This window comes from Propionibacterium ruminifibrarum (genome assembly GCF_900289195.1).
GTDB lineage: Bacteria > Actinomycetota > Actinomycetes > Propionibacteriales > Propionibacteriaceae > Propionibacterium > Propionibacterium ruminifibrarum.
The window spans coordinates 76,017-88,803 of the sequence record NZ_OMOH01000008.1; the positions used below are offsets into that span (position 1 = coordinate 76,017).

Sequence of the window (12,787 nt, forward strand, 5' to 3'; positions counted from 1 at the left end):
GCTCCTGGGGTTCAGGAGCACTGGTCGGTCAACGACACAGGGCGCCGGCGACGACACACAGGTCGACGTGCTTGCGCTGCACCAAGGTGTGACCACGAACCATGGCCATGACTTTAGGGACCGAAACGGTCCGTGTCATCCGCACATCCATATCGTGGACGAGGTGTCGCCAACCGGGCCGCACCCGGTGCGAGGCGTGGTCACTCGCTGGCGATGGCCCTGAGCATGTTGAGTCGCGCCGCCTTGTGCGAGGGCCACAGGGCCGCCACGACACCGACGACGACAGCAGCCACGAGGAAGGCACCGATCCGCGGCCAGGAGATGGCGAGCACCGTCAGACCCTGGTCGATGAGGACGTGCTGCAGACCGACCCCGAAGCCCACGCCCATCATGGCGCCGAGGACGGCACCGAGCAGGGCGATGGTGACCGATTCGAGTGTGATCATCGTGCGGATCTGCTGGCGTTTCATGCCGACCGCGCGCAGCAGGCCGATCTCACGGGTGCGTTCGATGATCGACAGTGCCAGGGTGTTCACGATCCCCAGGACAGCGATGACGATGGCCAGTGCCAGCAGGGCGTAGACCATCGTGATGACCTGGTCGATCATCGCGGTGCGCTCGGCCGCGTAATCGTCCATGGACTGCACGACGGCGAGCGGATCGTCGTTGGTGACCGACTCGATCTGGGTGCGCAGCGCACCGGCGGAGACGCCATCGGCGGCATCAACGGTCATGAAGGCATCCGCGTCGCCCCCGGTGAACTGCTCGACGGTGGTCAGGTTCGTGACGATGCTCGCACCGGAGACGCCGTCGGCGACGTCGAAGATGCCGGTGATGGTCAACACGATCGGCAATGGCGCCGAGGGGTCGAGTGTGGTGATGGTGTCGCCGATGGACAGGCCATTGGCCTCGGCGAGATCACTCAGGACGATCGCCGTGTTGGGCTCGTCGTTCATCTCGCCCGAGACCATCGTCTCGGAGACGATCCGGTCGAAGTCCTTCGCTGCGAAGGCCTCGATGAACAGCGGCTGCTGGCTGGTGGTCATCGCGATCACCTGGCGTTCGACGTGCACGTCCTCGACGCCGTCGAGTGCGGCGATCCGGTCCGCCATGCCGTCGGGCAGGGGGCTCCGGTTGACCGGCTGGACGATGAAGTCGCCGCGCAGGTCTTCCTGGACGGACTTGTGGATCGACGCAGAGGCCGAGGAACTCATGATCGACAGCATGGTGACGAGTGTCAGACCGATCATGAGTGCCGAGGCGGTCGCCGCGGTGCGTCGCGGTTGACGGATCGAGTTGAGTTCGGCGAGTTTGCCGGGTTCGCGGAACAGCAGCCGCCACACCCGCCCGAGCAGCCAGATGAGGGGTCTGCCGATGACCGGGTTGAACAGGGCGACTCCGATGAGGACGGCGAAGGCGCCCGCCCCGAAGACCCACAGGTGGTGGTCGAAGTCACCGACGGCGCCGGCGACGACGCCGGCCGCGCCGAGGACGGTGAGGACGGCGCCGACGATCGTCCGCCGGCCCAGATGCTCGGCCCCGGTGGAGAACTCGCCGCTCATGGCGGCCACCGGCGGCACCTTGGAGGCGCGCCGGGCCGGCCCCCAGGCGGCCGCGACGGTGACCAGGACGGCGACGGCCAGCGAACCGATGACGTTGGCCGGGCTGGGCATCGGCACGGAACTGCCGAGGTTCATGCCCAGGGCAGCGACGACCCTGCTGATCCCCCAGGCCAGGACGGCCCCCAGCGCGATACCGACGACGCCACCGAACAGGCCCGTCACGACGGCCTCGAGAACCACCGAATTGCGCACCTGGCCGCGGGAGGCGCCCAACGCGCGGTAGAGGGCGAGTTCGCGGCTGCGCTGGGCGACGAGGATGGAGAAGGTGTTGATGATGATGAAACCGGCGACGACGAGCGCGATCGCTGCGAAGACCGCCAGGAAGACCGTGACGAAACTCATGGCCTGGTGGACGATGTCGGAGATCTGGTCGGCCGTCGTCTCACCGGTCGTTGCCTCGAGCGCATCGGGCAGGACCTCGTTGATGGCGTCGTTGACGGCATTCACGTCGGCGCCGTCGTCGACGGTGACTCCGATCGTGGTGTAGCCGTCGGCGCCGCCGAGAAGCAGCCGGGACGCGGCGGCCTCGTCGAAGAAGAGGTAGCTGGCGCCGGCCGTGGCGCCGTGGGCGTAGCTGACGGTGCCGACGACGGTCATCGGCTGCCGCGACCCGTCGGAGGTCAGAACGGTCACCTCATCGCCGATCGCATGACCGGAATCGGCAAGGGTGGCCGGATCGACGGCCACCTCGTCATCGGCGGTCGGCGGCCGACCCTCGTCGACCTGGAGGCCGGTCTTGTGACCCATGGCCGGCTCCGTGTGGTAGTTCATCGCCATGCTGGTCGTGGAGGCCCCTGCGATCCTGCCGTCCGTGTCGAGCAGATAGGCCGTGTTCGAGCCAGTGATGATGCCCGAGGCGCTCTCGACGCCGGTCACCCCCCTGATCGCCTCGAGTTCCCCGGCCATGACGGTGGACGCTCCCGCGTTGAGATCAGCGGTGACGCTGCCCAGAGCGGTGTCACCTGATTTCACGCTGACCGAGATGTCCGTGAGTGTGCCCTGGCTGATGGCGTCGAAACTGTCGGACAGCATCGCCGTGTAGGTCAGGGTGCCGGACATGAACGCGATGCCGAGGACGACCGACAGGGTGGACAGCACAAGCCTCAGCTTGTGGCCCATGAGCGATTTCCAGGCGGCCTTCCACATGTCAGGCCCGCCTCGTGGGCTGGTAGCGGGCCGGCCCGTCGTCGGGAAGGGAACGGGCGGGATGGGCCGGAGCGGGCGAGTCGTAGGCACGCTCCCCGGTGTCCGTGGCGGCCGCCCTGGGCATCAGAGGGGCGAGGAGCGGGTCATGAGCACCTGGTACGGGCCTGTTGAGGACATTGACGTCCAGGGCGTTCATGTCGAGGGCCCGTCGGGTCGCCGTCTGGGGGGACGAGGGGGCCGGGTCGTCTGCCGGGCGGGCATGCTCCACCGCGACGGCGGGCGGGTTGGCCAGTGACTGGGACAGTGCGGCCGCGCGGCGCTGCTGGGTCGGTGTGGTTGCCGGCTCGACGGCCGCGAGAGGAGGAACGGGCCGCGGGGGCTCCTCCGTCACGGGTCGCGGGGGTTTCGTCGTCGCCGGAGGCCGCTGCGGCGGGACAGGGGCGGGCGCCTTGGACGGTGTCACGGTCGGCGTCGAAGCCGATCGCGGGCTGGAGAAGGTGATGCGGGTACCCGAACCGATGACCGGTTCGATCACTGCGGGTGTCGGCGTGGGTACCGGCACGGACTGCCGAGTCGGCTCCTTCGACTCAGGAGGCCGCTTCTGCGGGCTCGACTCGGATGCCTCGGCCGTCCGCGGGCTGGAGAAGGTGATGCGGGTGCGGGCACCGAGGAGCGGTGCCGGTGTGATGGGCGCAAGGGAAGCCGGTGCCGGGGAGGGTTTCTTCGTGGTCGGCACCGACGAGGAGGGAGCGGCTTCTGCGTCTCCTGACGTCGTGGGTCTGTTCGTGGGCTGGACCAGCGGGGCATTCTGCTCCGGGGGTTCGGGTCGAGGAGTCCGCGGTGGGAACGGCATGAGCTGGGGGGTGCTCTGCTGCGGGGCGGCCGGTTGGGGTTCGGATGCCTGCACGGGCGCCGAGCCGCCGACGCCGGGCCGCGGCATCGGACCCGGCCTGGAGCCAGTGGTGCGCTGCTCGGTGGCGGCGGGGCCGATCGCCGCCGGGTCGCCCGTCGTGACCGGACGGGGCGTCTGTGCGGGCCGGCGGACCGGCGGGGGATCGGCTGGGCGGCTCGCTGCTGCTTGGCTCGGAACAGGTGTCGGCCGGCTCTGGGGCGTCGGGTTCACGCTGGGGCGAGGGGCCGCGGGCGCGGCCGGCACCGAACCCGTGTTCCGCACCGGGGACGCCGGCCGGGTGGCGGGCTCTGACGTGGGGCTCGCGGGACGCGGTGGCTGCGCCGGGCTCGGGGCGGGGGTCCGGCTCACGACCGGGGCGGGTCGTGGCGGTGCGGCGGGCTGCTCGGGAGCAGGAGCCGGCGCGGGGGAAACCGCCGGGATGTGAACCGTGGTGGCCTGGGAGGCGTGGGACGTGCCCTCGATGTCCTGCGCCGGGCGGACGTACACGGCGGGACGGGCGGCTGTCGGGGCCGGTGGCTCACCACTCAGCCGTACGATCGGCAGTTTCGTCGTGGGGCTGTCGGCGAGGTCGTCGATGGTGCCGAGTCGGGCCATGTGGTCCAGGACGCTCTCACGGGTGGGGGCGGCCAGATCATCGACGATGCGCCCGTCGGCGAGGAAGAGCGCCCGGTCGGCATGAGCCGCAGCCGTGGGGTCATGGGTGACCATGACAATGGTCTGGCCCATCTCGGTGACCGAACGGGCCAGGAACGCGAGCACCTCGGCCGAACTGTGTGAGTCCAGGTTGCCGGTGGGCTCGTCGGCGAAGATGATGTCCGGCTTGCTCACCAGGGCGCGGGCACAGGCGACGCGCTGCTGCTGACCCCCGGACAGCTGCGACGGCTTGTGGGTGAGACGGTCACCGAGTCCGACGGTCTCGATCACCTGGTCGAACCAGTCCCTGTCCGGTTTGCGGCCGGCGATGGCCAACGGCAGTTCGATGTTCTCGCGGGCCGTGAGCGTAGGCACCAGGTTGAAGGCCTGGAAGATGAATCCGATGCGGTCGCGGCGCAGAGCGGTCAGCTTGGAGTCGCGCAGCGTGCTGATGGCGGTGTCACCGATGAAGACGTCCCCACTGGTCGGTTTGTCCAGGCCGGCCACGCAGTGCATGAGCGTGGACTTGCCCGATCCGGAGGGCCCCATGACCGCCGTGAAGCGTCCCTTGGAGAAGTCGACGTTGACGTGATCGAGTGCCGTGACCTTGGCGTCACCCTGACCGTAGACCTTGGTCAGGCTGCGCGTGTGGGCAGCGACCCGCGTCAGGGTGCTCGCCGGTGCGGTCATGACGGTCCTCCATTGTCTGTGCCGACCATCACAGCCTATCCGTGATTCCCCTCGATGACCCGGCCCGGTCCACACGAACGCATCCCCGTCGGCCGGCCCCACCCGTCATCGCAGGCTGTTCTCCTCAAGCAGAAGGAAGGAACTCCCCAAGGACATCGAGTTGGGTCTTGAGGTCACCGGCGTCCACATCACATGCGGCGTACATCCTGTTCAACTCGCCGGGGATCGAAGCGGCATCGTCCTGCAGGGCACGCCCCGCGTCGGTGAGAGTGATGACCGCCCTGCGCTCGTCGGCATCGTCCCGGGAGCGCGTGATGTGGCCACTGGCCTCAAGACGCCTCAGCAGAGGTGTCAGGGTGCCACTGTCCAGCCCCAGCCGGGCACCGATCTGTTTCACGCTGAGTCCCTCGTTCTCCTGCCACAGGACGATCATCACGAGGTACTGCGGGTAGGTGAGCCCGAGTCCCTTCAGCAGGGGGCGGTAGGCGCGGATGACCGCTCTGCTCGCCCGATAGAGCGAGAAGCAGAGTTGGTGGTCCAGTCCGAGCTCCGGATGTTGCGACATGCACCAAACCTAGCAAAAAGATTGTTACCAATCTAATTGCTCACAATCTAATTGTGTGCAATGGTGCTCATGCCAGGCGGGAACACCCGCAAGCCGAATGCGAGAGGCACGAATCAACCATGACCGAGCAGAGTGTCGATCAGAACAAGAACGAGGTCATCACCACCCTCAATGAACTCCTGGGCGTCTACTGGGCGGGATCGGCTCAGCACCAGGCCCACGTGAAGCTCCTGGATTCTTGGGGTCTGGCGGGCCTGAGTGCAGACATGAAGGCTCGGACCGATGACGAACCCGAAACCATCTCGGAGCTGACCGATCGGCTGCTCGACCTGGGTGGCACGCCCGACATCACCTTCCCCCAGGTGCACGTCGGCTCCTCGCTCCGTGAGGTCCTGGAGAACGACATGGCGCTGCAGCGCAATGCCAGCGAGTCGCTCAACGAGATCGCCGAGCGGATGGGCCGGGCCCACGACGCCACGACGCGGCGCCTCATCGAAGACATCCTCGCCGACGAGGAACAGCACCTGTACTGGCTCGAGAGCGAGATCGAACTGCTCGACAAGCTCGGCGAACAGCTCTACACGGCGGCTCGTCTCACCCCGGCCACGCACTGACGTCATCGTGGCGACTGATCACTCACCAGGGAAAGGAACATCATGGAGACCCTCTACACGACTGAGGCACTGAGCACCGGTGCGGGCCGCAACGGCCATGTTCGCACCACTGACGGCCGGGTCGATCTGGACCTGGCGGCCCCGAAGGAACTCGGTGGCAGCGGCGACGGGGCCAACCCGGAACAGCTCTTCGCCTCCGGCTACTCGGCGTGCTTCCACTCGGCCCTGCTCGGCGTCGCGCGGACGAAGAAGGTCGATGTCACCGACTCGAGCGTCGGGGCCCGCGTCTCGATGGGCCGGCAGGGTGACGGATACGGCCTCGAGGTGACCCTTGAGGTCACACTTCCCGGCATCGACCACGAGCTGGCCACCGAACTGGCCGAAGCGGCGCACCAGGTGTGCCCCTACTCGAACGCCACTCGTGGGAACATTCCGGTGAACGTCATCGTCACTGACGACTGACCGGCTCGGGGCCAGAGGCGAGTAATCCACTGCCCCTGTGTTGAAGAGCGTGTCAACGTTGTTAAGTGATTCATCCTCTTAACAGCTGTGGAAACTGTGGGGAAGAGCTGTTCGGGCTTGTCATCTCCTACTCGTCCTGGGGATGACCTGGTGACGGGTCAATGCTGCCGGACCACGGTCCGGTGGATTTCCCGTCCTCATGGGGACGGGCCCGCACATGTCATCCACCGAATCCCCGAGTTGTCCACAGGGCCATCACCAGCGCGGCACGCCCGTTACCAGATTCGCGAGAAGGGTCACCGGGCGTGCCGCGCCGTGCATGGAATCGCGCTGTGCGTTGAATACTGACGGTGGGTGACAGGGACGGCCGAGGACAGCTCGTCCGCGTGACGGGCCGGTCAGCCGCGTGCCGCCGCCTGCTTGATCCTGTTGGTGAGTTCGGACACCTGGTTGAACACGCTGCGCTGCTTGCGCATGAGTTCGCGGATCTTGCGGTCGGCATGCATGACGGTGGTGTGGTCCTTGCCCCCGAACTCCTGGCCGATCTTCGGCAGCGACAGGTCGGTGAGTTCTCGGCACAGGTACATGGCGATCTGTCGGGCCAGGACGAGAGGTTGCGTCCTGCTCGAACTCGACAGCGCATCGACCGAGACGTCGAAGTACTTGGCGGTCTCGCTGATGATGAGCTGGGCACTCACCTCCGCATCCGCCCCATCGGGGATGAGATCGGCGAGCACCCGATCAGCCAGGTCGAGGGTGACCGGTTCCTTGTTGAGCGAGGCGAAGGCGGTGACACGGATGAGCGCGCCCTCGAGCTCGCGAATGTTCGTCTGGATCCGTGAGCCGATGAACTCGAGCACATCCGTCGGCATGAGCAGCTGCTCGGCGGCCGCCTTGCGCTGCAGGATCGCGATGCGCGTCTCCAGGTCCGGGGGCTGGATGTCGGTGATCAGGCCCCACTCGAACCGGCTGCGCAGCCTGGATTCGAGCTGTTCGAGCGCCTTCGGCGGGCGGTCGGAGGTGAGCACGATCTGCTTCTGGGCGTTGTGCAGCGCGTTGAAGGTGTAGAAGAACTCCTCCTGCGTCTGCGTCTTGCCCTCGAGGAACTGGATGTCGTCGATCAGCAGCACGTCGACGTCGTCGCGGTACTTGCGGCGGAACTCGACGGTGCGGTTCTCGCCGACCGCGTTGATGAACTCGTTGGTCATCTCCTCGGTGGAGACGTACTTGACCCGAACGTCCTCGTAGTAGTCGAGGACGTAGTGACCCAGCGCATGCAGCAGGTGCGTCTTCCCCAGGCCGGACTCCCCGTAGATCATCAGCGGGTTGTACGCCTTGCCAGGCGCCTCGGCCACTGCCACCGCGGCGGCGTGCGCGAAGCGATTCGAGTCGCCGATGACGAAGTTGTCGAAGGTGTACCGCGGGTTCAGGCTCTCGTCGGAGCCGTTCTGCTCCTGGGTTGCCGGCGTGCCGGGGGTCTGGCCCCGCAGCAGCGGTTGTGCACCCTTGCGCGGGACGAAGCGGACCGGGGGCTCCTCGGTGTCGTCGGGCTCGTCGTCGTGGTCGGGTGCGCGCAGATCGAGCTCGAGGTCCGGTTCGATCGTGATCGCCAGGTGCATCGAGCGGCGGTAGTAGTCGCTGAGCGCCTCCTCGAGCGCGCCCCTCATCTTCGTCTCGATGCGTTCTCTCGTGAAGTCGTTGGGAACGGCGACCATCATGGTCGACTCGTGGACGGTCAGGGGTTTCGCGTTGCGCAGGAAGGCGCCCCCGCTGGCACCGCACTCGCTGAGGACGTGCGCCCACGCCTGCTTGAAGTCAGGCTCACTGCGGGTCCCGCCAGGCTCGATCGCCACGCCGTCTCCCCTCCGTGCACCTGTCCGCCGCATTCACCGCTGGGGTGTTGCGCGTGCCGAGAGATGCTCGCTTGCACGTCGAATAATCGTTGTACACCTGTCCACAAAATTATCCACAAGCGTGGGAACATGTGGACAACTTGGGTCCACACGCCAGGAGTGGCCCTGCCGTGGTCTGTTGCAGCGACTCCGGCAACGCTAGCTGCCATGCCTTGATCGCGCAACACGTCACTGTGGAATCTACGCCCCGCTCGGCGTGTCGGCTGGACTGGGGTATGAGAATGACATCCGAGTAGTTCACGGACTCGGGTGCTGCTTTTGTGGATGCGCCCGTCGCGGCCTAAACTTGACAGGCCGCTGACGTCAGCGGACGCCGTCGTCGGTTCATCAACTGGTTCCGGGATGCTCGGAACCAGGCGGCGAGCTGATGATGGCGATGCGAAACGCCCTTCACCGACACAGTAGGGAGCCTTCCCGTGAGCAAGCGCACGTACCAGCCCAGCAATCGTCGTCGGGCCCGTACCCACGGGTTCCGTGCCCGCATGCGAACCCGCGCCGGCCGTGCCATCCTGTCGGCCCGTCGTCGCAAGGGCCGTTCCGAGCTGTCCGCATAGTCGTGTTGCCCGCCCCGGCGCGGCTTCGGCAGTCCAAGGACTTCAAGGCAACAGTGCGCCACGGTGTGCGGACCGGCCGGCCGACAGTCGTCGTCCATGCCGACCTCGCCGAACAGCCCGGCGTCCCCAGCGATGGCGTGGTCTCGGCGCGGGTCGGTTTCGTCGTGTCCAGGAAAGTCGGCAACGCCGTCACCCGCAACAGGGTCCGCAGACGGCTTCGGCACTTGGCTGCGGCACAGCTCCGTGATGGGGTCAGGGCCGATCTGCGAGTCGTCGTCCGTGCGCTCCCGGCGGCGGCGACGCAGCCAGACCGTCTCGCCGATGATTTCCGAGCGGCGTGGCGCAAGAGCATTGAGCGACTGGAGGCCAGGGCGTGAAGCATCTGCTCATCGCGTTCGTGAAGGGCTGGCGGGCCCTCATCTCACCGCTGTACGGCGATGTGTGCAAGTACTACCCGACATGCTCGGCGTACGGGCTCGAGGCTCTTCAGATCCATGGCGCCCTCAGGGGCAGCCGGCTCATCATGCGGCGCCTGGTGCGCTGCCACCCATGGTCCATGGGCGGGATCGATCCCGTACCAGGATCCCCGCTCGAAGCTCGGCTCCTCGCCGAGGCAGACAACGACACCCGGGGCACTCGCCCCGACGAGCACTCCTTGGCGAACGATGACGAGTGCATTCCGATGAGGTGAATGAGTTGAACCTTCTCATGACAGTGATGGCCCTGGGTGACATCGGTTCCGCCATCATGCAGCCGCTGTACTGGGCGGTGAGCGGCATCATCGTTGCGGCCCACTGGTTGTTCTCTCAGTTCATGAACCCTGACACGGGTCTGACCTGGCTGCTCTCCATCGTCCTGCTGACCTGCTTCATCCGGCTGCTCATGATGCCGCTGTACGCTAAGCAGCTGAACTCCTCGCGGGCGATGCAGTCGCTCCAGCCGAGGCTGGAGGCACTGCAGAAGAAGTACGGCGCCGACCGCGAACGCCTGGGCCAGGAGACGATGAAGCTGTACCAGGAGGAGGGGGTCAACCCCATGTCCTCCTGTCTCCCCCTGCTCATCCAGCTGCCCATCTTCTGGGCGTTGTTCCGGGTGCTCAACTCCGCTTCGCGGGGCACCGATGTCAAGGGCTACTGGCTGAGCCGTGACGCCGGCCTGGTCGACTCGCTGAGCAACGCCCACATCTTCGGGGCCAAGCTGTCGGGAACCTTCTGGCCCCTCAGCAGTGGTTTCGGTGCCACCCAGGTCTTCGCGATGGTTCTCGTCATCACGATGACCGCGCTCATGTTCTTCCAGCAGCTGCACATGCTCAAGCGGAACATGCCGCCGAGCGCGCAGACCGGCCCGATGGCCCAGCAGCAGAAGATGATGCTGTACATGTTCCCGCTGATGTACCTGTTCAGCGGATTCGCGATCCCGATCGGCGTGCTGCTCTACTGGCTCACGACGAACATCTGGACGATGGCGCAGCAGTACATCATCATCCGCAACTACCCCACTCCTGGCACCCCCGCCTACATCGAGTGGGAGGAGCGGATGCGCGCCAAGGGGCGCGACCCGAAGCAGATCGAGCGCACCCGTGCAGACCGCGCCCGCAAGAAGCCCCGCACCGCAGGACCCACCGAGGCCGTCAAGACCGACGACAGTGGCAGGGCCGTCGTCAATCGACAGGGCACGACGCGTCAGACCACCCGGAAGACGACGACCGGCAACGGTGCCCAGCGACAGGTCGTGCGCCGTCAGCCGGTACGAACGACCAAGTCACAGCGCAAGAAGTAGACGGCGTCCGAGCGGATATGGCGATAGACGATATCCGCCGGGCATCAGACACCGGTTTGGTCCCCAAGGTCTTCGGGGACAACGCATGTACGAGGAGAACCATGAGCGAGAGCACTGGGCACGAGGAAGAGAACCCGTCAGACCAGGTCGTCGATGACAGCGCCGCCGTCGATTCAGAGGCGAAGACCGATGCCCTAGAGGAGCAGCTGGTCGCCGAAGGCGACATCGCCGCTGACTATCTCGAGGAATTGCTCGACATCGCCGACATGGACGGTGACATCGACACCTACACCGAGGGCGACCGCGCCCATGTCTCGGTCGTCACCGACGACGAGACCCTGGTCGGTCCCGGCGGTGAGGTGCTCGAGGCGCTGCAGGAGCTGAGCCGACTGGCCGTCATGACAGAGACGGGTCACCGCAGCCGTCTCATGCTTGACATCGCCGGCCATCGGGCCAAGCGCCGCAAGGAGCTACAGCTCCTGGCCCAGGAGGCCATCAACGACGTCAACCAGTCGGGCGAAGCGGTTCGTCTGGCACCGATGAACCCGTTCGAACGCAAGATCGTTCACGACGCCGTTGCGGCGGCGGGTTTGTACAGCGAGTCCGAGGGGGTCGAACCCCAGCGCTGCGTGGTGATCCAGACGAGCAAACAGGATTGAGCCGGCCACGGCGGGAGTTCTCCCCCACCGCGCAGACTCCGGATTCCGGTTCCATTCCGCTCAGCTGGGGCGCGACCCGGTCCTGGTGGACGCCCTGGGGGGAAGGAGCCATCCCCGGCCCATCCTCTGCTGGTTGTGGTTGTTGACTCTTTCAGTTCGTCGCGCCACGGCCGAGAGGGAACAGCACAGACACATGTATTTTCATGTTCAACTTGTTCTGTGAGAGCGATTTTGAGGCACGTTGAGACGAAGAAGGATATGACGATGACCGCGACGCGATCCTCGTGAGCCGCGCCACCACGTGGCCTGTCGTGGTCCTGACCCATTGCATGATGAAGGAGGCCCCTGGATGGATGACGACACCGCTGCGCTGGCCCGTCAGGAGTATCTGGCACGGTCGCTTGCCGTCGAGGTCTTCCACGGCGATGAAACAATAAATCGTTTTGTCGATAAATTGGTTTCGGACGGAGTGACCCGCGGTTTGCTCGGACCCAAGGAACCAAAGCGCATCTGGTCCCGCCACATCCTCAACTCTGCGGCACTCTGTGAGGTCCTCCCCCAGGGTGCCGAGCTCATTGACGTCGGCAGTGGCGCAGGCCTTCCCGGCATCGTTGTCGCCATTGCGCGGCCCGATCTGCGTGTCACCCTGTTGGAACCGATGCTCCGCCGTTGGACCTTCCTCGGTGAGACCGTCGACCACCTTGGTCTTTCAGAACGAGTCAATGTCGTTCGCGGCCGCGCAGAGGATTGCGCCGATAAATTCGAGATCGTCACGGCCCGTGCCGTGGCCCGTCTGCCCAAGCTTCTCCGCTGGACCATCCCACTGTTCTATCCCGATGGGCGCCTGCTCGCCCTCAAGGGTGATTCCGCGCATGACGAGATCGACGAAGCGCAGGATCTGCTCGGGGCATCCGGATTGACCGCTCAGATCATGCATGTGCGAGCGCATCCCAAGGCTGAGATGACCAATGTCGTGTCCGTGACCGCGAGCTGAGAGACGCTGCGTTCACGATCCCACTGGAACGAGCATCACCACTGTCCAGGACTGATTGGCCCCTTGTTTCCGGTTCGCTCCGGCCAAGCTCATGGCCCACTGATTTCCATTCGACCCGGAGGATCGCCCGCTCGCGTGTGGAGTGCGTTTGCCCTATGAGCCGCGAGGCAGCCCTGAGCATGGATGGCCCGCCCGCGCGTGGGATGCGTTCTCGTGAGCTCAGTGATGTCCCTGATCGAGTCT

The 12,787-nt window shown here is 66.0% G+C and carries 11 protein-coding genes and 1 pseudogene; 8 read left to right on the forward strand and 4 right to left on the reverse strand.

Translation table 11 applies throughout. The features are described 5' to 3' along the window. Positions 1 to 200 precede the first annotated feature (200 nt). The 3 genes and pseudogenes from PROPJV5_RS09860 to PROPJV5_RS09870 form a co-directional block, all read right to left on the reverse strand. Entirely contained in the window at positions 201 to 2,741 is a 2,541-nt protein-coding gene (locus PROPJV5_RS09860) for an ABC transporter permease (RefSeq protein ID WP_182858671.1), read from the reverse strand. A 1,522-nt stretch (positions 2,742 to 4,263) separates the two neighbouring features. After that, a pseudogene (locus tag PROPJV5_RS12945) lies at positions 4,264 to 5,004 on the reverse strand (ABC transporter ATP-binding protein); the annotation flags it as partial. A gap of 124 nt (positions 5,005 to 5,128) precedes the next feature. Continuing rightward, entirely contained in the window at positions 5,129 to 5,569 is a 441-nt protein-coding gene (locus tag PROPJV5_RS09870; protein WP_119716188.1) for a MarR family winged helix-turn-helix transcriptional regulator, read from the reverse strand. A gap of 119 nt (positions 5,570 to 5,688) precedes the next feature. On the opposite strand from PROPJV5_RS09870, the gene PROPJV5_RS09875 reads away from it, so the two are divergent. Together PROPJV5_RS09875 and PROPJV5_RS09880 are read left to right on the forward strand one after the other, a co-directional pair. Further along, positions 5,689 to 6,183, forward strand: coding sequence for a ferritin-like domain-containing protein (locus PROPJV5_RS09875; protein WP_119716189.1), 495 nt, complete (start codon positions 5,689 to 5,691; stop codon positions 6,181 to 6,183). Positions 6,184 to 6,225: 42 nt separating this feature from the next. Further along, complete coding sequence (locus PROPJV5_RS09880; protein WP_119716190.1) at positions 6,226 to 6,645, forward strand: organic hydroperoxide resistance protein; 420 nt, start codon at positions 6,226 to 6,228, stop codon at positions 6,643 to 6,645. A 398-nt stretch (positions 6,646 to 7,043) separates the two neighbouring features. Here PROPJV5_RS09880 and dnaA read toward each other — a convergent pair whose 3' ends face one another. Further along, positions 7,044 to 8,498 carry a chromosomal replication initiator protein DnaA gene (gene dnaA / locus PROPJV5_RS09885; protein WP_275403711.1) on the reverse strand — a complete coding sequence of 485 codons (1,455 nt, stop codon included), beginning with the start codon at positions 8,496 to 8,498 and terminating at the stop codon, positions 7,044 to 7,046. Between the two features lie 476 nt (positions 8,499 to 8,974). On the opposite strand from dnaA, the gene rpmH reads away from it, so the two are divergent. The 6 genes from rpmH to rsmG all read left to right on the forward strand — a co-directional run bounded on the left by rpmH (position 8,975) and on the right by rsmG (position 12,544). After that, on the forward strand, positions 8,975 to 9,112 hold the full coding sequence (rpmH, locus tag PROPJV5_RS09890; RefSeq protein ID WP_119716192.1) for a 50S ribosomal protein L34: 138 nt from the start codon (positions 8,975 to 8,977) through the stop codon (positions 9,110 to 9,112). Between the two features lie 2 nt (positions 9,113 to 9,114). Further along, on the forward strand, positions 9,115 to 9,489 hold the full coding sequence (gene rnpA, locus PROPJV5_RS09895) for a ribonuclease P protein component (protein ID WP_119716193.1): 375 nt from the start codon (positions 9,115 to 9,117) through the stop codon (positions 9,487 to 9,489). Further along, positions 9,486 to 9,803: a membrane protein insertion efficiency factor YidD gene (yidD, locus tag PROPJV5_RS09900; RefSeq protein ID WP_119716194.1), complete on the forward strand. Its 318-nt coding sequence runs from the start codon at positions 9,486 to 9,488 to the stop codon at positions 9,801 to 9,803. Before rnpA ends, yidD begins: the two co-directional genes overlap by 4 nt. Before the next feature lie 17 nt (positions 9,804 to 9,820). Further along, on the forward strand, positions 9,821 to 10,891 hold the full coding sequence (gene yidC, locus PROPJV5_RS09905) for a membrane protein insertase YidC (protein WP_420812730.1): 1,071 nt from the start codon (positions 9,821 to 9,823) through the stop codon (positions 10,889 to 10,891). Positions 10,892 to 10,992: 101 nt separating this feature from the next. Beyond that, positions 10,993 to 11,550, forward strand: coding sequence for a Jag family protein (locus tag PROPJV5_RS09910; protein ID WP_119716196.1), 558 nt, complete (start codon positions 10,993 to 10,995; stop codon positions 11,548 to 11,550). 349 nt (positions 11,551 to 11,899) lie between these two features. Then, positions 11,900 to 12,544, forward strand: a complete 645-nt coding sequence (rsmG, locus tag PROPJV5_RS09915; RefSeq protein WP_119716197.1) for a 16S rRNA (guanine(527)-N(7))-methyltransferase RsmG — start codon at positions 11,900 to 11,902, stop codon at positions 12,542 to 12,544. Positions 12,545 to 12,787: the final 243 nt, after the last annotated feature.